14 protein-coding genes and 2 pseudogenes are annotated in these 19348 nt (G+C 67.4%); 4 read left to right on the forward strand and 12 right to left on the reverse strand.

What is annotated here, in order from left to right:
- Positions 1-162: 162 nt before the first annotated feature.
- Together ACZ4YY_RS08875 and ACZ4YY_RS08880 are read right to left on the reverse strand one after the other, a co-directional pair.
- The gene (locus ACZ4YY_RS08875) at positions 163-1041 is read right to left on the reverse strand and encodes a DUF2797 domain-containing protein (RefSeq protein WP_468285557.1); all 879 of its coding nucleotides are present in this window, start codon (positions 1039-1041) and stop codon (positions 163-165) included.
- Positions 962-1387 carry an HGxxPAAW family protein gene (locus ACZ4YY_RS08880; RefSeq protein ID WP_468285560.1) on the reverse strand — a complete coding sequence of 142 codons (426 nt, stop codon included), beginning with the start codon at positions 1385-1387 and terminating at the stop codon, positions 962-964. The genes ACZ4YY_RS08875 and ACZ4YY_RS08880 overlap by 80 nt, the downstream gene beginning before the upstream one ends.
- Positions 1388-1552: 165 nt before the next feature.
- On the opposite strand from ACZ4YY_RS08880, the gene ACZ4YY_RS08885 reads away from it, so the two are divergent.
- The gene (locus ACZ4YY_RS08885) at positions 1553-2044 is read left to right on the forward strand and encodes a MarR family transcriptional regulator (protein ID WP_468285562.1); all 492 of its coding nucleotides are present in this window, start codon (positions 1553-1555) and stop codon (positions 2042-2044) included.
- Positions 2045-2220: 176 nt separating this feature from the next.
- Here ACZ4YY_RS08885 and ACZ4YY_RS08890 read toward each other — a convergent pair whose 3' ends face one another.
- On the reverse strand, positions 2221-2523 hold the full coding sequence (locus tag ACZ4YY_RS08890; protein WP_468285564.1) for a hypothetical protein: 303 nt from the start codon (positions 2521-2523) through the stop codon (positions 2221-2223).
- A gap of 339 nt (positions 2524-2862) precedes the next feature.
- Here ACZ4YY_RS08890 and ACZ4YY_RS08895 point away from each other — a divergent pair, with 339 nt between their 5' ends.
- Positions 2863-5412, forward strand: coding sequence for an RHS repeat domain-containing protein (locus tag ACZ4YY_RS08895; protein WP_468285567.1), 2550 nt, complete (start codon positions 2863-2865; stop codon positions 5410-5412).
- 131 nt (positions 5413-5543) lie between these two features.
- Here ACZ4YY_RS08895 and ACZ4YY_RS08900 read toward each other — a convergent pair.
- The 4 genes and pseudogenes from ACZ4YY_RS08900 to ACZ4YY_RS08915 form a co-directional block, all read right to left on the reverse strand.
- Positions 5544-5972: pseudogene (locus ACZ4YY_RS08900) on the reverse strand (sigma-70 family RNA polymerase sigma factor family protein); the annotation flags it as partial.
- A gap of 106 nt (positions 5973-6078) precedes the next feature.
- Positions 6079-7266 carry an HTTM domain-containing protein gene (locus ACZ4YY_RS08905; protein WP_468285570.1) on the reverse strand — a complete coding sequence of 396 codons (1188 nt, stop codon included), beginning with the start codon at positions 7264-7266 and terminating at the stop codon, positions 6079-6081.
- Positions 7256-7942: a DUF5819 family protein gene (locus tag ACZ4YY_RS08910; RefSeq protein WP_468285573.1), complete on the reverse strand. Its 687-nt coding sequence runs from the start codon at positions 7940-7942 to the stop codon at positions 7256-7258. Before ACZ4YY_RS08910 ends, ACZ4YY_RS08905 begins: the two co-directional genes overlap by 11 nt.
- 162 nt (positions 7943-8104) lie before the next feature.
- Entirely contained in the window at positions 8105-9367 is a 1263-nt protein-coding gene (locus ACZ4YY_RS08915; protein ID WP_468285576.1) for an ice-binding family protein, read from the reverse strand.
- 444 nt (positions 9368-9811) lie between these two features.
- On the opposite strand from ACZ4YY_RS08915, the pseudogene ACZ4YY_RS08920 reads away from it, so the two are divergent.
- Positions 9812-9979, forward strand: a pseudogene (locus ACZ4YY_RS08920) (site-specific integrase); the annotation flags it as partial.
- A gap of 284 nt (positions 9980-10263) precedes the next feature.
- On the opposite strand, the gene ACZ4YY_RS08925 reads toward ACZ4YY_RS08920, so the two are convergent.
- The 3 genes from ACZ4YY_RS08925 to ACZ4YY_RS08935 all read right to left on the reverse strand — a co-directional run bounded on the left by ACZ4YY_RS08925 (position 10264) and on the right by ACZ4YY_RS08935 (position 16780).
- A complete protein-coding gene (locus ACZ4YY_RS08925) occupies positions 10264-13842 on the reverse strand; it encodes a DEAD/DEAH box helicase family protein (RefSeq protein WP_468285579.1) in 3579 nt (1192 codons plus the stop codon).
- Positions 13843-14036: 194 nt separating this feature from the next.
- Complete coding sequence (locus tag ACZ4YY_RS08930; RefSeq protein ID WP_468285581.1) at positions 14037-15263, reverse strand: restriction endonuclease subunit S; 1227 nt, start codon at positions 15261-15263, stop codon at positions 14037-14039.
- Positions 15260-16780: a type I restriction-modification system subunit M gene (locus tag ACZ4YY_RS08935; RefSeq protein ID WP_468285584.1), complete on the reverse strand. Its 1521-nt coding sequence runs from the start codon at positions 16778-16780 to the stop codon at positions 15260-15262. Before ACZ4YY_RS08935 ends, ACZ4YY_RS08930 begins: the two co-directional genes overlap by 4 nt.
- 320 nt (positions 16781-17100) lie before the next feature.
- Between ACZ4YY_RS08935 and ACZ4YY_RS08940 the strand changes: the two genes are divergently transcribed.
- The gene (locus ACZ4YY_RS08940; protein WP_468285587.1) at positions 17101-18045 is read left to right on the forward strand and encodes a DUF3800 domain-containing protein; all 945 of its coding nucleotides are present in this window, start codon (positions 17101-17103) and stop codon (positions 18043-18045) included.
- Between the two features lie 67 nt (positions 18046-18112).
- Here ACZ4YY_RS08940 and ACZ4YY_RS08945 read toward each other — a convergent pair whose 3' ends face one another.
- Positions 18113-18583 (reverse strand): NUDIX domain-containing protein, encoded by a 471-nt coding sequence (locus ACZ4YY_RS08945; RefSeq protein ID WP_468285589.1) that lies wholly within the window; start codon positions 18581-18583, stop codon positions 18113-18115.
- 2 nt (positions 18584-18585) lie between these two features.
- Complete coding sequence (locus ACZ4YY_RS08950; RefSeq protein ID WP_468285592.1) at positions 18586-19329, reverse strand: XRE family transcriptional regulator; 744 nt, start codon at positions 19327-19329, stop codon at positions 18586-18588.
- Positions 19330-19348: the final 19 nt, after the last annotated feature.

Genomic DNA, 19348 nt, shown 5'->3' on the forward strand with positions numbered 1-19348 from the left:
GCCGTGGGGTTTCACCCGGTCCTGTGGGCCGGTCCGCCGCTGTCGCGGGGAGCCCGGAAGTCCTGATCGCGCGGTGGCATCACTGTGCGGGAACCGTCACGGAAGCGGCCACCGTCCCGCCTTCTTTTCGGCCTCCCCATCGCCCCTTCTCCCGTTCCCGACTCAGAACAACCCGTCCTGAAGGTGCCCGTCCCCCTTCCTGAACTCCCGCACGGGCAGCCCGAGCCGACCGCCCGGCTCCGTCGGCACCAGCTCCCACCCCCTCATCAACCGCGTGTCGAGCACCACGACCCCCTCGCCGGTCGCCAGGTGCAGATCGGGCCCGGCGGCCGCCACCAGTTCCCCGCCGACCGCGCCCCCGGCGACCAGCTCGCTGACCTCCCCGACGGCGGCCGGCGCCCCGCCCAGCCCGAACACCGCCATGTGGTCGACGGCCTGGAACCTCTCCCGCGTCAACGACTCCGGCCAGCCGGCCAGTTCCACCGCACGCGCGTGCAACTGCGCGATCTCGGCCGCCCGTTCCTCCTCGGTCCGCGGCAGTGCAGCCCGCACCGCGCGCTTCTCCGCGTACGGGACCCGGTCGGGCACGCCCAGGGCGGCCCGCAGCAGTTCCTCCGCGCGCCGGGCGGCCATCAGCGGGCCCGTGCCGAGCCTGCTGAAGCAGACGGCGCCCTGCTCCAGCAGCCGTGCCGGCCCCCGTTCGACCGCCGTGATCCCGACCTTGACCAGGCCGGGCCCGAACCACGCCAGGTAGACGCGGTAGGGCCGGGGATCGTCGGCGATCCCGTCGGCGGCGACGGAGTGCGCCCGGTCCAGCCGCGCGCACTCCTCGCAGCGGGCCCCGGTGCTCCGCCCCGACACCGGCGCCCGCAGCGGACAGGGGTGACCCCGAGCCCCCACACACCCCCGCACGCTCCCCTCCGCGACCCCGAAGGCCACTCGCCCGCCCCGAGACAGTGGACTACGACGCCCCCCGTCCCACATCAGCACGGGGCCCTGCGGCGACCACCGCAGTCCCGCGCACTTCCATGCCCGTGCCATCTCTCCCCACGGTAGGCCCCACCACTGACAGCGCCCCAGGCACCGGCGCCCGCCGCCCCCGCCCCGCGAGCCGGCAGCCCAGACACTCCGGGTGTCCGTCGCGGGCCTGTAGGTCCCGCACCCGCATCCCCCACTCGGCCCGCGGCCGCACGCCGGGCGGCTTGCCCCACCCCGACAGGTGCAGGGCCCAGGTGACCAGAGCACTCAGGACGACGATCCCGAGCCCCACGCCCACCAGGGCACCGGACGCGACGCACACCCCGACGCCCGCCACGGAGCCCCCGGCGGTCGCGACGGCGACACCGGTCCAGCCGGCGACCGTATGGCCTTCGTCGTACAGCGACATGAATACCTCGCGATCTAAGAGGTTGCCATTCTTAACCTCTTACAAGGTAAGAGAAACCGAAAGCGGATAACAAGGACCCAGCACCCGGAACCCGCGCCCGTCCCCCCGGACGCCGCACCCCACCCGCGGACCCCGCGCCCGCATCCGAAGGAGAGCCCCGCCGCGATGACCGCCCAGCCGCCGCCCCGCCCCGACGCCACCCCCGCCCGAGCCATCGCGGCGATGGACGACCTCATCGCGGCGCACCTGCTCGGCCAGCAGGAGATGGCCCAGCGCCTGGGCCTGAACGTCACCGACCTCACCTGCTTCGCCTACGTCCTCCAGGCCGGTGACGACCTCCTCACCGCGGGCGACCTCGCGAGCCGCGTCCACGTCACGACGGGCGCGGTGACCGGCATCCTCAACCGTCTGGAACGCGCCGGCTACGTCACCCGCCGCCCCGACCCCCGGGACCGCCGCCGCGTCCGCGTGGCCGCCGTACCCGACGCGGTGGCCCGCGCCCACGCCCTCTACCAGCCCTACTACGACCGACTGGGCACTCTCTTCGCCGACTACTCCGCCGAGGAGACCGCCGTCCTGACGGACTGGTTCACCCGTGCCACCGCCCTCGCCCACGCCTACCGGGAGGAACTCCGCACCTCCGAGAACCCCGGCTGACCGAGCGGTCCCCTCCTCACCCCGCTGCCGCCGCCCCGCCCACCGCACGGCCCACGGCGCCGCCGGCCCCGTCGGCGGGCACCCGCTGTGGACCGCCGTCCGGCACAGGGCGCGGCCGGCGAGGCCTCCCGTCATCTGCACGCGGTGTGATCGCGGCGAGCGACCGCGACGGACGATCAGGCGGCGCCGGTGACCCCGTCGACGACGAAGCGCCGGTGCAGCGGAGCCATCTCGACCCGCGGGTCGCTCGTCACCCCGAGCTGCCCCTTCAGCACGGGCGCGATCCGGTCGGTGATGAACGAGCCGAACTGCTCCTGCGACTCCCAGACGTCGAGCACGTGCATGCCGTCGTCCGCGAACCACGCCGCGTGCAGCACCAGCCCGTCCGGGGTGTCCTCCTCCCACCGCACCGCCTGCCGCGCCGCGTCGTACAGCTCGGGCGTGATCTCGGGCCACACGAGCGTCATCACCACCGCCATGAAGCGTCCTCTCCCTCAGCCGGAAGACGGGCGGCGCACCGCCCGCCCGTGGAGGGGCAGCGGCGCACCGCCCGCCCGTGGAAGGGGAGCGGCAAAACCGCCCGCCCGTGGGTGGTGAGCGGCGCACCGCCCACCCCGTCTCGACGCTAGGCCCACCCCGCCGGCCGGGCATTCCGGAGCACCCGTTCGCGCACCCGTGGGCCGCGGCCGTCCGGTTCCGGCGTCCCCTCACCCCGCGCGGACCGCGGGACACCGGATGTGAGGGGGCCCGCCGGACCGCCTGTCACTACCAGGGGCTATTGTCCGGCCTGCTCGTTTCATCTTTTTCACAGGAGCTCCATGCGCCTCAAGCAGGTGTCGCTCGCCGCGGCCCTCTCCCTCGTCGCCGGGCTGACCACCGCCACCGTCGGCCTCAGCGGCTCGGCCGCCTTCGCGGGCTCCGCGGTGCTGCCGCTGTCCGGCTATGCGCACATGCTGGTCGACACCGCTCACCAGCACGTCTTCTTCAGCCAGGGCGCCGGTTCGACCGGCATCGTGGTGACCGACCTGTCCGGTGCTCCCGTCGCCACCATCGCGAACGAGCAGGGCGCCACCGGACTGGCGCTGTCCCCCGACGGCGGCACGCTGTACGCGGCTCTGGCGGACGGCGACGCGATCGCCGCCATCGACGCGGCGACGCTCACCGAGACCGGCCGCTGGTCCACCGGCGCCGACAGCGCCCCGGTCTCCGTCGCCGTGGCGGGCGGCCGCGTCTGGTACGGATACACGTCCGACGGCCGGGGCGGCATCGGATCGGTCGACCCGTCCGCCGCCGCCCCGGCGGCGACCCCTCAGCCCGCCATGTCGCACTGGTCGGTCGCACCGCTGCTCACGACGGGCGGCGGCGTGCTCGCGGCCGAGGAGCCGCAGCAGAACCTCAGCCACGTGGCCACCTTCGACGTCTCCTCCGGCACCCCCTCGGTCGAGGCCGACACCCTCGTCCAGGGCGGCACGGCGACCGGGCTCCAGGTCACCGGTGACGGCGCGAAGGTGCTCCTCGCCGCCCCGCAGCAGCCCGCCCTGAAGGCGTACCGCAGCACGGACCTGGCCTCCGCAGACCCCGCCGTGTACTTCACCGGCGGCGTGGGCTCCGCCCCGAACTCGGTCGCCGCCGACACCGACGGCACGATCGCCGTCGCCGGCACCTCCGGTGTCTACCTCTACGCCGGTTCGAACTCCCTCGCCGAGAACCGCGTCACCTTCCCGTCCGGCACCACCGTCGCCCCCGACGGCCTGGAGTGGGGAGGTGACGGCACGACGCTCTACGCCGTCACGCGGGACTCCTCGGGCGCCTTCGCCCTCAACGTGCTGAGCGCCGCCAAGCTGACGGACACCCAGCTCACCCTGGAGCACCCGAAGTACGCGGTTCCCACCGAGCAGTACACGATCACCGGCTCGCTGAGCACCCTCGGCGCCCTGCCCGCCGGCGCACCGCTCCAGGTCACCCGCGACGGCACGGCCCTGCCCGACACGGTGGTCGGCCAGGACGGGACGTTCGCCGTCGACGACACGCGGCAGGACGAAGGCGCGTACACCTACCGGGTGTCGTACGCCGGTGACGCGACGCACCGGGCCACGACGGCCTCGCTGACGGTGCACGTGGCGCGGCTGCCGACCACCCTCACCGGCCCGGACCTCACCTCGGCGAGCCCCGGTTCGGTCGTCTTCGCCGGTTCGCTCCTGACCCAGCTGGGCTTCGGCAGCCTCCCCCAGGGCACCACCGTCCAGGTCGCCCGGAGGAACGACACCACCCAGGAGACGGTGCAGCTCCCGTCCGTCCCGGTCGACCCGGCCACCACCCGGTTCACCGTCACCGACGCCCCGGGCACCGCCGGGCAGTTCACCTACATCGTGTCGTACGGAGGCGACGCCACCCACCAGCCGACCGAGGCCGGCATGAGCATGACGATCTCGCCGTACGCCCCCACCCTGACCCTCGGGGCCCCGGCGACCGCGACCCGGGCGGCTGCCCTGTCCTTCGGCGGCAAGCTCGGCGACGGCCCCTACGGCGGCGGCCAGACGGTCACCGTCTCCCGCACGGACGCCGCCCACACCACGACGCCCGTGAAGTGGACCGCGCCCGTGGGCGCCGACGGCACCGTCACCGTCAAGGACACTCCGTCCGTCGGCGGCGCCAACACCTACACCGTGAGCTACCCGGGTGACGCCTCCCACAAGGCGGCCACCGCGTCCGCGATCGTCCAGGTGTCCCGGGCGGCGACGACCGTGTCCGTGACCACCAACGCGTCCTCGTACGCGTACGGCGCGACGGCCACCGTCACCGCGCGCCTCGGCACGACGTACAACAGCCGCACGGTCTCGATCTACGCCACGCCCTACGGCGGGACGAAAACGCTGGTCAAGACGGGGACCGTGGACGCCAACGGCAACCTGGCGGCCACGTACAAGCTCACCCGCAACACGACGTTCACGGCGTCCTTCGCGGGCGACCACCGCTACGCGCCGGCGACGGCCACCCGCGTCGCCGGCGCCTACGTGAGGGTCGCGACGACGCTCGGCGGCTACTACACGACCACCACGTCCGGCGGCATCACCTACCGCGTCTACCACCGCACGGTGAAGCCGACGGTGACCGCGACCGTGACGCCGAACAAGGCCGGTCAGTGCCAGCGCTTCCAGGTCCAGCAGTACTACAGCGGCGCCTGGCGCACACTCACCACCTCGGGCTGCTACGCCCTGGCCGCGAACAGCACCGCCAAGACCCAGCTGAGCCTCACCAACGCGCTCAACCAGAAGTTCCGGGTCCGCTCGCTGTACGAGCGCAGCACGAAGGACAACACCAACCTGAGCACGTGGAGCGGCTGGCTCTACCTCACGGTCAAGACCTGAGCCCCGCCCCGAAAGCCCCCCGCCGCGGAACGGCGGGGGCCCACACCAGCCACGACACGAGGGGCCCCGGATGTCTTCCGGGGCCCCTCACTCGTCGTTGTCCCCCGTGGCGACCGCCCTGGCCGCGGCTCAGCCGGAGCCGGAAGGTCCAGTCGCTCGAGCCTGGCCGGATCGACCACAGTCGTGATGCCGGCGATCCGGCCGTCGACGACCGTGAACGCGAGGACGGAGAGCGGGGTGCCGTCCTCGCTCCAGGACATGGTCCCCGGCAGGCCTTTGACGATCACCGCCCGCCCCCGTGCGGCGTTCCCACCGGCCGGCCGCGCGCCGGCGGCGACCTTGGTGGCGCCGATGGTGACGACCACTCCGGCGAGGGTGTCGACGGTCAGTCGCACCTCGGGGTCGAGCACTCGCAGCAACTCCTGGAAGTCTCCGCGGCGAGCCGCCGCCAGGAAGGCGCGGACCACCTCGCGCTGCTCCCGTCCGACGCCGGCCGGCCGCTCGGTCGCCCGCACCTTCCTCCGGGCGCGGCCGGCGAGCATCTTGGCGGCAGCCGGACTCGACGAGTGTCCGCGCCCGTCACAGCCGCAGCAGACCGGCCCCTGCCGTCGAAAGGCCCCACTGCTCGGCGTGGGGCCTTTCGAGCTTGTCCGGCTCGGTCACGACTCAACTGCTCTTCGGGGGCACTTGGGGGGACGCGGGCTCGGTGGCGAGCGTGCCCTTCCGCCCTGCGGGGAGGGTGACTCGATGCTTCGAGCCGAGTACGCCGGGTCTGCCTTGGGCAGGTACGGCTCCGGATCCTGCCGCTCGTCCGGGTGCCGGACGCCAGCTGCCCGTCCGCCGCATCGCGCGTCGGCAGAGGTGGGGCAGGGAGGTGTAGAAGCGGTCGGGAAGGAACACGGCGTCCGCAACGATCATCGCGCCGGAGAAGAGAGGCAGCCCCATGAGCAGCGCGATGCCGATGTGCATGCCCAGCAGCATGGCGAGAACGGGGTACTTGAGCCTGCCGAAGAGCACGAACGGGAAGGCCACCTGCAAGAGCACGGTCATGTAGCCGACGATGGCGAGGGCGAGCGTGTGCCCGTCCACGAAGTGGGAGAGCACGGGCCAGGGACGGAAGAGTTCGAGGTTCAGGACGTAGTGGAGCGCGGTGCCGCTGCTCCAGGAAGGTCCCTGGACCTTGTACAGGCCGGCTGATCCGTAGAGGAAACAGACCTGTGCGGCGATGAGGAACATGCCGCAGTTGTGCACCACCGCGACCAAGCTGGTTCGGGCATCGCGAATCTGCCGCCCGGCGAAGCTCCTCGGCGGTCCCGGCGTGTTGCCCGCACGAAGCGCCTTCAGCCGGTTTCTGCGCGCGTCCAGGGACCAGCGCCGACCGCACGCGGTGAGGACTAGGTAGAGAGACATCAGCAGGATGAGGTTGTCGCCCCCGTCCGTCATGAAAACCGCCCGGCCGTGGAACGAGGTCACCACGGCGGCGAAGAGGACGGACACGACGCGGGTCCGCCAACCCAGCAAGAACAGTACGGATGTGACGAGAGCCAGCGAGTAGCAGAGCTCGAAGTAGGCGCGGCTGTCGGACAGGGTCAGGAAGCTGTTCCACCCCGTCTGTTCGAAGAGTTGCTGTGCCAGTGCGGGCGTCCACGGAGAGCCAGGGCCCCAGATCTCGTCCCGGTGCGGGAACTCGCGCAGCAGAAAGAGCAGGTAGAGCAGTCCGTAGCCGATGCGCAGCACCGATGCGGCGTACAGGGACACCGGGCGGCTGGTCAGGAGGTCCCATACGGTGTTGATCCGGGCGGCGATCCACCGGTCGGCGCCGGCGGACGCGGTCCTCTGCGCCTCATTTTTCATGGCGGGTCACCTTCCACCAGGGCAGGAGCCGGTTCTCGGTCGGCGTCGGCGCGCGATTGCCGGCGGCGGGGCCGGGCGCGACGGGCAGTGTGACGACGCGGAGCTGGATGAAGTCGAAGGTGCCGCTCCTGTGGGCGGCGACGCGGTCCGCGGCGATGTTGGCCAGGTACTTCTGCATCATCAGGGCGCGCTCCGTCCGCGCCTTGTCGTCTCCTCCGTGCGTGTCGACGTAGCCGGACCAGGCACGGCGCAGCATGTTCTGCGCCGTGTGGCTCGGGAACGGCTGATGTTCGACTGCGGAGCTGTCCACGGCGGTCAGGTCGAACCAGGGACTTACACGGACCGATCCGTCGGAGCCGGTGCGTGCGGTTCTCGCCAAAACCTGCCGGTTGACGGATTCCGGGTCCGGGGCGAAGAGCCGCCAGTTCTGTTCGAAGAAGGGATACACCCATGCATTGACCAGTGGACTGTATCGCTTGGAGACGGTGTTGGCCGGGGCCACGTGAAGGAACACGAGAATGACGTGGACGACAGTCACTGCCAGGCATAGAACCACGGCGGCGCGCAGCCCGAATTTCAGCGCACGGATGCCTCTCGGCGACTTGTGCGGCGCGGCCGTGACGCCAGGACTTTCCTGGGTGGCCGGACCGGAGTCGGACTGCTGGATTTCCTCCACGTCCGCTGAGTCAATTCCGCTCGACACCGCCTACCTGTCTTTCTCTATCAGCTGCTCGCGCCTTGATTTTTACGCTGACTTCCACCGCCAGCGCGCGGCGGAATCGATGAGAATTCCGCCGCGCGCCGTCATCCGGTGAGAGGACCAACCGCAGTGCGCCGTCTAATCCTCGTGGCCCTTGGAGTTGTCGTCGCCCTCGTAACCCTTGGGCACCTCGTCGTAGCCGTAGTTCTCGTCGAGCTGCTTGCCGTGGTCGTACTCGGCGTGGTCGCCCTTCCCGTGGTCGGGCCTGCCCCCGTCGTCCGGCCGACCCGGCGCGTCGTCGTGGTCCGGCCGGCCCGGCGCGTCGTCGTGGTCCGGCCGGCCCGGCGCGTCGTCGTGCCCGCCGCCGTCACCGCCGGAGGTGTTCCCGGCCGTGTTGCCCATGGTGTTCCCGGAGGTGGTGTTCCCGGCGGTGTTGCCCTCAGTGTTACCAGCGGTGTTGCCTGCGGTGTTGCCCGAGGAGGCGCCGGGCGAGAGGATCGGCCCGCCCAGGACGCCACCGGTGACGAGGCCGCCGTTGAGCAGCCCGCCGGTCGTGGCGCCTGCGACCGTTCCGGTCGTGGCGCCGGTGGTCGTTCCGGTCGTGGCGCCGGTGGTCGTTCCCGTCGTGGCGCCGGTGGTCGTTCCACCAGTGGTGGAGGTGGCGCACCCGCCGAGGAAGATCCTGTTGTTGTCGAGCGTCACGGAGCCGTTGCGGGCCAGCGCCCGCCCCTCGATGTTCGCCCCCGTCGTCACGCTGATCGAGGTCAGAGCCATGATGGTGCCCACGAACGTGGAGTTGGTGCCGAGCGTGGCCGAACTCCCGATCTGCCAGAAGACGTTGCACGCCGAAGCCCCGTTGGTGAGGAGCACTCGACTGGAGGACGCGGTCGTCAGAGCTTCAGGAATCTGGAACACCCAGACGGCGTTCGGGTTCCCCGCGGCGTCCAGGATCAGGTCACCGGTGAGTCCGACACCGGAGACGGCGGTGTGGACGCCCGGAAGCAGCGTCTGGCCGTTGCCGATTGCCGACGCGAGTGCGAAGTCCGTGGCCTGGCCGGCCGCATTGTTGTACGCCGTGACCAGGTCGGACTTGGCCTGGAGCGCGACAGCGTCCGCCGCGTGTACGGCGCCGAGTACCTGGCCGGGCGGGAATCCGGTGATGGACGGATTCGGGTGCGTCCCGAGGTCGTGGGAGATCAGCGAGGGGCCGGTATTGGTGACTCCCTGACCCGCCAGAACGGAGAAACTCGCGGCCGTGGCCAGAGGCACAGGCGTAGCGATGGCCAGCGCCTGCGTCGGCGTCAGGGCGACCATCACGGCGGCAACCGTCGCGGCAAGGGCCGAGGCCAGAATGCCGGACAAGGAACGACGGCGAGCCGCTTGAGGGATCTTCAGCTTCATCGAAAGCCATTTCCTGTGGGGGGCCGTGGCGTACCGGGCTACCGATAACCCGGGAAGCCTTGCTGCTGTTACTTCCGCCGCATATTACGCAGAAATATCTTTGAACCGACCCAGACAGGACAGGGGGAATTTCCCGCTCATTCGAACGGCGCACGGCGCTGGGAAAATAATTCATTCATAAGTCTGACTATCCCAATACATTCGAAAGGCGGACTCCCCAGCAACGTGATTTTCGAGCCACGCACCGCACAGTCGGGTACGTCAGTCGGGCGGTTGGGTGCGGTCTTCGTGATTGAGCCGGTTCAGGCAAGGTTGCCGCGCGGGCCGGAGAGGGAAGGACCGCCATGCCCACGCCAAGGGCCGTGGAACTCCTCACTTCGTCGCGGAGTTGCAGCCGACTGCGGATACAGCACAGCACCGAAGCCCAGCAACCACCCCGGCCACAGCCAACTGCTCGTCGCTCTCAAGGTCCACCCGAAGGTGGCTCAGCGCATCCTCCGGCACTCGCAGATCGCAATGCCGATGGAGGTCTACGCGGAAGCGAGCGAGAAGGAGGTGCGCGCCGCGCTCGCCAAGCTGTCGGCCGCTAGGAGTGGGAGCGCCACCGACTAGGCGAAAGCCTGTTGCTGTACTTCGCTGCTGTACGCCCCCGCAACGCAAGAGGCCCCGGATCTCTCCGGGGCCTCTCATCTGTGTGCACTCGGCAGGATTCGAACCTGCAACCTTCTGATCCGTAGGATCGGGCAGGCCGTTGGGCGGGGGCTCCGCTTTCTTCCCGGCTGATCGCTGATCGTCGCGATCAACAGCCTCTGTGTGCCGTCGTTGCCGTCAAGGTTGCCGTCAGCTTGGGCCAGTGGGACCGGCTCGCAGCCTAGGCTATCGCCGCGACGCCGCGCCTAGGCTGCCAAGGTGGTGGGCCTGGCTGTCCGCTCCAGTTCCTTGAAGATGACGTTGAGGACTTCGAGTTCTTCACCGGTGAACAGGTCGTCGGGACCGCCCGGGGCAAGATCGGCAAACGAATCCTCGTAGAGGTCACCCAAGCCCAGGATTCCGCGCTTTGTCACCGTATCGATGATCAACGTAAGGAAGTCGATCTGGCGGGAGCTGAGCTGCTTACCCGTGCAGAAGACCTCGAACGCCTTCTGTGCGGCCTGTCGATCCAGCCCGCACAGCCCGCGCACGAACAGGCCGAGGCCGCCCGAGGACCGAACCTCGTCGAGGTCCTCCGGGGAGGCGATGGCCTCTGACAGGAAGATCTCCTCCAGGTCCGCTAGATCGAGTTCGGTGATCTGCTCGTTGAGACGCAGTTTGCGCACCACCGGCTGGTTCTCGTGGCGCAGGAGGTAGGCGCGGGCCTTCTGCTTGAAGCGCTGCTCGTCCGTACCCTGAGGCATCCCCTGGATCTCGGCCTCGGTAATGTCGCCGAGCGTGTCGACGAAGTCGGTGTAGACGACGTTTCGCTTGATCTTGGGGTCGGTGAGACGGGCGAGGCCGCGCATACGGCGTCGCATGTCCTCCAGCATCGGGAGCGTCACGTCGTTCCACCACTCCTCGCCCGCTACCGCTTCCAGAAGCTCCATCTGTTCACCGACCACCCAGATGTTGGTCTTGGTGAGCAGGTTGGAAGCGATGTCCTGGATCTTCGCGCGCAGCTTGGCGAACTCCTTGCCGCCTTCCAGCGCGGCGAGCTGGAGACCGTACGCCATCAGATCGAACCGCTTGGCCTCCTCGCCCGTCTCCTCGTCGTCCGGGCGGTACTCGCTGGGCAGTCCAAGCAGGTGTTCACGGATCGTGGTGTCCGCCTCGTCGTCCACCCTGTGCCAGCTGCCGAAGTCGCTGAAGACCTCGATCTCCCGGCGGTGCGGGCGGACCAGGAAGTTGTCCAGGTTCATGCCGGTGACGGTGTGGTGCAGCCGATGGGTCAGCGACCAGCGGATCTCCGCCTCGGTGCCGATCGCGTCGGGGCCGGCGTCCCGTGCCGGGTCAGGCTGCTGCCGCTTGTCCAGGACGCGGACGAGGTCGAGCTGGCGCTGGAGGAGCTTTTCTGTGAGGGTGGCGGCCCTGCGCCCCTCCGACCGATCGAAATGACTGTTGAAGAAGTCGATGTTGCCGCAGAAGTCGAAGACGTAGAAGTTCTGCTTGCTGTGCTCGGGGTTGCCGGGGTCGGGGCCGTAGAGGGCGGGGCGCAGGCGGGTGCCGCGGCCGATCATCTGCCAGAACTTGGTTTTGGAGAAGACCGGCTTGGCGAAGACCAGGTTCACCACCTCGGGCACGTCGATGCCGGTGTCGAGCATGTCGACGGAGATGGCGATGTCGGGGGCGTTCGGCGGGTTCTTCGGGTTGGAGAAGTCGTCGATGAGGGACTGGGCGTACGTCTCCTTGTACGTGATCACGCGTGCGGTGTGGCCGGCGCCCTGCGGGTAGTTCGCGTTGTAGCGCTCCTCTATGTACCGGGCGTGGTCGTTGTTCTTGGCGAAGATGATCGTCTTCCCAAGCCGGTCGCCGCCCTCGACGCGGTGGCCGCGCGTCATCAGCGTCTCCAGCATCTTGTCCACGGTGTCCTCGTTGAAGAGGAACTTGTTCATGTCGTGGCGGCCGACCGCGTCCGGGATGTCGCCGTCCTCGGTCCACTCCTTGGCGTCCCACTCCGCCTTCTCCTCCTCCGAGAGGTCGGCGTAGCGGATGCCCTGCTCCATGAACTTCAGCGGCACCTTCACCGCCTTGGGGAGGACGAGGTAGCCCTCGGCGGCGGCTTCCTGAAGGTCGTAGGAGTCGGTCGGGACCCCGTCCTCCATGGCGAAGAGCTTGTACGTGTTGTGATCGATCTCGTCCTTGGGCGTGGCGGTCAGGCCGAGCAGCAGCGAGTCGAAGTAGCGGAACAGCTCGCCGTACTTCGCGTACACGGAGCGGTGCGCCTCGTCGATGACGATCAGATCGAAGTGACCCGGCCCGAAGCGGCGACGGCCCGCACCGTCGATGACGTCGATCTGTTTCATCATCGTCTGGTACGTGGAGAGGTAGACACGGGCCGAGGCGGCCTTGTCGTCGAGGAGGCTTGCCGCAGGAGTGTTCGGCAGGTTCTCCTTGAACGCCTTCATCGCCTGGGTGACCAGCGCCTGCCGGTCGGCGAGGAACAGCACCCTCTGCGCCCAGCCCGCCTTCATCAACTGGTCCACGAGGGCGACGGTGGTGCGGGTCTTGCCGGTGCCGGTCGCCATGACGAGCAACGCCTGGCGGCCCCGGTCCCGCTCGAAGGTCTCGCCCACCCGTTTGATGGCGCGGAGCTGGTAGGGACGGCCGGCGATCTTCTCGTTCACCGGTGTGGACGTGAGGGAGAGGCGTCCGGCGCGCTGGCGGATGCGCCAGTGCAGTTCGTCCTTGGTGAAGAAGCCCTGCACCTGGCGGGGCGGGTAGCCGAGGCCGTCGTCCCAGAGGTAGGTCTCGTAGCCGTTGGTGTAGAAGATCACCGGGCGGCGGTTGAACTGCTTCTCGAGCGCGTCGGCGTACAGCTTCGCCTGCTGCTGCCCGTCGCGGGCGTCCCGCTGGGTCCGCTTGGCCTCGACGACGGCGAGGGGCTTGCCGTCGTCGCCCCAGAGCACGTAGTCGACGTACCCCTTGCCCGTCTTGGTGGGCATCCCAGTCGTTATCGGGTACTCGGTGTCCTTGCCCCGGATGAGGAGGTCCCAGCCCGCTTCCTTGAGGAGCAGGTCGATGAAGGCGTCACGGGTCGCCTTCTCGTCGTAGTCGTGGGTGTCCCGCACGGCCTGGTTGGCAGCCTTCGCGGCGGCGATCTGCGCCTTGAGCTCTTCGAGCTGCCGAGCGAGGTCCGCATTCTGGGCACGCTCGGCGGCCAGTGCCTCGGCCTGCTGCTTGAAGCGTGCCTCGTCCTCTGCCTCCTTGGCCTTGAGCTCGGCCTGCTTCAGGGCGCGGGCCTGCGGCGAGAGAGGGCGCGGTACGGCGCTGGTGTCGAACTCCAGCCCGGCGGGCGGCAGCGCGGCGGCCTGGCGGGTGTAGGTGCGGGCGAACCAGTAGAGGGAGTGAAACAACTCCTTAACGCTGGCCTCGGCGACGGTCTTCGGGACCGGGGCGGCCTTGTGCACGGCGTTGTTGCCGTGCCGGCGGATGAGATCCATCTTGGCGTTGACCGTCGGCCCGACGAGCTGCCGGAAGCTCGGCTCGTGGAGCATCGCCGCGAGGTCCTTCTTGTACGGCTCGCTGAGGCTGCTGTCCTTGTCGTACATCCAGCGGGCCGTGATCTCGATGGCACGGCGGGCGTAGAAGCAGGCGGCGCGGGGGTCGTGGTGGATCAGCCGTTCGGCCCGGATCGCCTCGTCGTAGAGGGCGGGCCACTCTGCGCGCAAGAAGGCGAAGTTGCCGTTGGCGGTATGGCCCACGTTGCCGACTGCAGCGCGATCGCGGGCATGGTTGTCTTGGCTGCTCTGGCCCTGGTCGTCGCTGTTCTGGTCGCTGCCCATGGTGGTGCGGTGTCCCTCTCCCCTATGGCGACACTGTCGTACGAGTCCGAGACTTGGCGTCCCGGGCCCGACGAGGCCGACGTTCCTGTCCGTCTCCTACGGCAAGACCACCCAGGGACCGGGCTCCCCTGCCCGGCCCGCACGGGCGGCGAGTGGTGCGGTCGGTGCTGCGCACCGAGTATGGCGGGAACGGCTTACGCCGCGTCGCCGGTGGCCTCATGATCCCAGAGAGTGCCGGAAAAGGCACGGCGTTGCAGGGAAGTGAAGAGTTCGTCGAGGGTAGCGAGATGGGCGCGGTGGACATCTTTTTCCACTTCGAGGCCCTCGATGCGCTGCGCAAATTTTTGCTGCAACGCCAGTGGAGGCACTTCACACACGAAGTCCATAAGCTTAGACTTTGAAATATTGACCATAGAGGCAGCGCTTCCGGATGCCAGCTTCTGAAGCTTTCGACGCTTACCTGGATAAGTAAGCAGCGCATGCAAATACACCTTGTCGACCGATGCATTATCAGCCACGATGAGCCGAAACACTAGGTCCGGCATCAGCAACCTTGAGCGCGTGGAACGTACGTAGGCAGAAGCAGCCACAAGGTCAGGAGTATTCTTCCGTGTGAAAAGTAGATCTCCCGCCTTAACCTCCTTCCGAGTATCTGGAAGAACCCCAGGAGGCAGGGCCTTGTTTTCGTCTTGCAGATATACACATCGCGTAACGGCTCCGAGTTTTAGCACTCCCCATTCGTCACCTTCTGCTCGCCGGTCCAGGCACTGGGGACTCTTCCCACTCTCGATACCCGAAAGGAAATCACTCATCTTCACTCGGTTCCAGTTTCGACTGTTGACGATTGGATCGCCGAACATGTCGAAGAAGATGGACTGAGCAAGATCATCAAACAGGGAAATAGCCTCGCGGCGCTTCGCTCGAAGGATGTCCATCTGATCGAGGACAGCAGCGATGCGCCTCTGCTCCGCGAGCTGCGGAAGCGGGATGAGAAGCGGCGCGAGATCCTTCTTATTCAACTGCGGGATAGAGCTACCGTTTGCGAGCCGCCGCAGGTCAATCGTACGAAACCACTGATGCAGGTAGTCAAGATCCAACACTTCTTCTCGAGGTTTAACGGCCATAAGGTTCGGGTCCAGTACAGCTGCACGCCTCAATATGCGCTTTTTATTAGTTCCGATGGCACCACCTCGCTTAGGGAAGACGACTGCACCACCAGGACAAGTTGCCGACTTTTGACCAGGATCGGCACTCCAATGCTGAGCAGATTGGATACATCTCTCGTTCCCAGCACGATTCATATCTGACACTCGCGCCAGCAGGTAACCTCCTTTTTGATTCGCCCAAACCTCACCTGCCTTCAAAGACGCCCCGGCATAGAAATCCGCAACGTCTCCTAGAAGTGCTTGCGAAACCGTCACGCCAGCATCCCTTTCAGCTCCTCCGTACCCTTAGCGATCTCATCGTTCAACCGCTCTAGATCCGCCAGAATCTCAGCCGGAGAACGCGTCTTGATCTCTTTATGAACAGTCTCCTTGTAACTGTTCATAGACAGGTCGTAGTCCTGGGCTGCGATGTCCGCTTTGGGTACGCAGAAGCTCTGCTCAGTCCGCGCCCTGCCCCTCTCCGCGCCGTCTCGTTCCTGCCAGCGAGCCAGGACATCCGGAAGATTGTTCTTCGACAACTCCTCCGACGTCAGAGGATCGCCCTGCGGGCGGACTCCCAGGCGCTCCTCAGAAAGCAGCGGGCTGCGCTTGTCGTCCAAGCTGAGACCGTCCGCCTGCACGTCATAGAACCAGACGTGGTCCGTGCCGCCTGACTCCGTCTTCGTGAAGAACAGGATTGCCGTCGAAACAACGGCGTACGGCTTGAAGACTCCGCTCGGAAGCTTGACCACCGCCTGGAGCTGCTGGTCCTCTACCAGCATCCGACGCAGCTCTCTGTGTGCATTCGATGAATTGGAGAGAACTCCGTCCGGCACAACAACGGCGGCCCGCCCACCAGGCTTAAGCAGCCTCAAAAACAAAGCCAGGAAGAGGAGTTCCGTCTTCTTTGTCTTGACGATGCGCTGAAGATCTGCCGCCGTGGTCTCGTAGTCCAAGCTTCCTGCGAAGGGGGGATTGGCGAGGATCAGGGAGTAGCGCTCGGCCTCATCGGCCGCGTTCTCCGCGAGCGAGTCGCGGTAGCGGATGTCCGGGTTCTCAATGCCATGCAGCAGCATGTTCATCGAGCCGATGCGGAGCATCGTGGAGTCGAAGTCGAAGCCGTGGAACATGGACTCGTTGAAGTGCTTGCGCTGCTCTACCCCGAGCAGCGCGTCGCGGTGTACCCGCTGTACGTACGACGCCGCCTGCACCAGGAAGCCGGCCGTGCCGCACGCCGGGTCGCAGATTTCGTCGCGCGGCCCAGGCTGAGTCATCTCAACCATCAGGTCGATAATGTGGCGTGGTGTGCGGAACTGGCCGTTCTGGCCGGCCGTGGCGATCTTCGCGAGCAGGTACTCGTAGATGTCGCCCTTGGTGTCACTGCTGTCCATGGAGATGTCGTCGAGCAGGTCGACGACCTTCGCCAGCAGATTGGGCCCCGGAATGGTGAACCGGGCGTCCTTCATGTGGTGGGAGTACGTCGATTCGCCCCCGCCCATGCGACGCAGGTACGGAAAGACGCCGTCGGTGACGATCCCGTACATGATCTCGGGGTCCTTGATCTTGAAATGCTGCCAGCGCAGATCCTGCTGGCCGTCCGAGAAGAAGGGGTCCGGGTCAGGCTTGCCCGTTGCGGTCGCCTTGCGATCCTTGCGGGTTTGGATCTCGTCCAGCCGCTTGATGAAGAGCAGGTACGTGATCTGCTCCATCACCTCCAGCGGATTGGAGATGCCACCCGACCAGAACGCGTCCCAGACGCGTCCCACCTTGCTCTTCAGCTCGCCCGTAATCACACGGAGGATCCTACGGCCCTCGAACCCCGCGCCATCCAGACTCGACAAGTCTGAGACTCCAGCACCTTGCGGCTCAGGCGTCGACCTCTATGCACACCATCCAGCAGCTTCGCCATCGTGCCGTCCGCCTGGACGGCGTTCCTCGGCTTCGCCCGTCAAGGTTGACCGAAAGCGCTACCACCTAACGTGCTCTCGACTTGACTGACCGTAGCCGTTCTCGGCAGGATCGGACTCAGCAAGCAAAACATCGCGCATATGGCTGCGCAGACCCTGTGGCCGTCCCTTCGGGGGCGGCCACAGACGCGTCTCAGGGAGGTTCGGTGCATCTGTGCTACATCGACGAGGCGGGCAACGGGCAGACGCTCGATCCCATGAGGCCTGACGCCCCTCCAGCCCTCGTCGTCGGCGGATTCACCGTGCCTCGGGCTCAGGTCAAGTCGCTTACCTGGGCCTTCCTCGATGTCAAGAAGCACTACAGGCCGCAGTTGCGGAACGCTGACCAGCTCTCCGAGGTGATCCAGCACGAGATCAAGGGCTCAGACGTTCGCAAGAACCTCCGTGCCGGCAATCACGGCTGGCGACGTGCGGCTATGGCGCTGGTGGCTTCACTGCTCGACACATTGGAATCCCACGAAGCCCGCATCCTCGCCCGCGTGTGGATCAAAGAGGAGGGGCTGGCGTTTGACGAGTCCGGGGTGTACCCGGCCTCCGTCGCCGCACTGAACGAGACCTTCCAGGCTCAGCTCGCCCACGAGCACTCACGCGGCATGATGGTCCTCGACAGCCGCACGAAGGTGAAGAACGCTCCCAATGTGCACTGCGTGACCACCCGCAAGTACCGCACGGGCGGTGACAGCCTCCGCGGGGTCATCGAGTCGCCGGTCTTCGGCCACAGCGACACCCACACGCTGCTCCAGCTCGCCGATCTCGTGGTGTCATCCCTGCTGTTCCCCATCGCGTGCCACGCCTACCTGGGCGACGTGACGTGGAACGTGCACTGTGACGACGCTTACCGGCCATTGCGGGAGCAGTTCGGGGCGCGGCTGAAGAAGCTGCAGTTCCGGTACCAGGACCCGACGGGGAAGTGGCGCGGCGGGATCGTCGTGTCCGACCGGCGGACGCAGCAGCCGTCCAGCCTGATGTTCGAACCTAAGAAGACGGTCACCGTGCCGACTACTGCGATCCCTGGACAGCCGGACGCTTCAACCCCCGAGCGGCGCGAGGCCGAGCCGAACGGCAGCGCGGTCGAGTCGCCGGCAGGCTGACCCGGTGTTGAAGCCCCAGCTCTAGATCACGAGCCCTCTGTCGGTAAAGCTGGTGTCGCGGGTTCGATCAGCCGAGATACGGCCGCTCACGATGTTCCAGGAAGTGGCGAATCCGGAGCCGCTGCGTGTGGTGCATGGGCAGCTGATCCATCTCCTCCGGCTGGACGAACCGCAGCTCTGTGGACTCGTCCGAGATCGCGAGCCGGCCCCCGACCACACGGGCGGTGAAGCAGACGTTGAACTGCCTGCGCACCTCACCGTCCGAGTAGGCGATGACGTGGCGAGGGTCGGTGTACGTGCCCACAAGACCAGTGATCTCTACATCCAGACCGGTTTCTTCCTTCACCTCGCGGACGGCCGTTCCCGGGAGTGAGTCGGTCATCTCCATGCCGCCACCTGGCAGCGCCCAGAGACCGTTGTCCCGTCGACGCTGAAGGAGAATGCGCCCTTCGTCGTCGGTGACCACGGCGGACGCTGCGACCACCAGGCTGTTCGGCTCCGGTGCCGCTGGGTCGTCGTAGTACTCGGTTCGCGCCATGGTCACCCTTCTCGTACCGGCGTCGCGGTTTCCCACACCGCGTCGAAGCTGCTGGCGTAGGTGTCGAACATGCCGCCCTTGCCGCTGCGCCGGAGATGCCACACGGGAGCACCGTAGGCGTTCACGCCCCAGACATGGGCATTGACCAGTGCCTGGTCATCCGCACGATAGATCGAGTTGTAGAGCGTGGTGGCATGGGTCCGCACCTCGATGCCAGGTACCCCGGCAAGGGGGCGGTAGTGCATCAGGGCGAGTCGGCAACGAGACTCGATACCGTGGCCGAACCTCTCCTCCTGGCCGCGCTGTTGGACATGCGTACTGTCCGGGTCGCCGATCGCGATACGGACCGCACACCCGTCGTCCGCTCGCTCTCGCAACAAGTCGTTGAGCCGCGGGTACGCCTCGTGCAGGAAGACGGCGGCGTACACCAGCACGTCGATGCGCTCACGCGCCTGGGTCAGCATGTCCACGAAGGTGGACACGGGGATGTCCGCCCGTTGATCGTAGAGAGCCACAAGTTCCGGACTGACAGCGCGGGCAGGGCGTGCCTGCCGGAGCGCGGGCCATAGAGCGTGCACGTCTTCTCCTAGTATTTCCGCTGCCAGCATGGCCGTGGCCCGGCGCGGCGTACGCCCCAGATTGACCCATCGTTCAACGGACTTGGGGTCGACTTCGACCTTCTCCGCAAGGGCGGCGTAAGTCCAGCCGCCGGCCGCCATGGCAGCACGTAACCTCTCGTTCGGCATCCCAATCTCTCCTAACAGC

This window comes from Streptomyces sp. NPDC030143 (assembly GCF_055573695.1).

What these genes read in the sequence shown, in the direction of transcription:
- ACZ4YY_RS08875 (WP_468285557.1), bottom strand. Translation starts at nt 1,041, where the DNA reads ATGGCACGGGCATGGAAGTGCGCGGGACTGCGGTGGTCGCCGCAGGGC.
- ACZ4YY_RS08880 (WP_468285560.1), bottom strand. Translation starts at nt 1,387, where the DNA reads ATGTCGCTGTACGACGAAGGCCATACGGTCGCCGGCTGGACCGGTGTC.
- ACZ4YY_RS08885 (WP_468285562.1), top strand. Translation starts at nt 1,553, where the DNA reads ATGACCGCCCAGCCGCCGCCCCGCCCCGACGCCACCCCCGCCCGAGCC.
- ACZ4YY_RS08890 (WP_468285564.1), bottom strand. Translation starts at nt 2,523, where the DNA reads ATGGCGGTGGTGATGACGCTCGTGTGGCCCGAGATCACGCCCGAGCTG.
- ACZ4YY_RS08895 (WP_468285567.1), top strand. Translation starts at nt 2,863, where the DNA reads ATGCGCCTCAAGCAGGTGTCGCTCGCCGCGGCCCTCTCCCTCGTCGCC.
- ACZ4YY_RS08905 (WP_468285570.1), bottom strand. Translation starts at nt 7,266, where the DNA reads ATGAAAAATGAGGCGCAGAGGACCGCGTCCGCCGGCGCCGACCGGTGG.
- ACZ4YY_RS08915 (WP_468285576.1), bottom strand. Translation starts at nt 9,367, where the DNA reads ATGAAGCTGAAGATCCCTCAAGCGGCTCGCCGTCGTTCCTTGTCCGGC.
- ACZ4YY_RS08925 (WP_468285579.1), bottom strand. Translation starts at nt 13,842, where the DNA reads ATGGGCAGCGACCAGAACAGCGACGACCAGGGCCAGAGCAGCCAAGAC.
- ACZ4YY_RS08945 (WP_468285589.1), bottom strand. Translation starts at nt 18,583, where the DNA reads ATGGCGCGAACCGAGTACTACGACGACCCAGCGGCACCGGAGCCGAAC.
- ACZ4YY_RS08950 (WP_468285592.1), bottom strand. Translation starts at nt 19,329, where the DNA reads ATGCCGAACGAGAGGTTACGTGCTGCCATGGCGGCCGGCGGCTGGACT.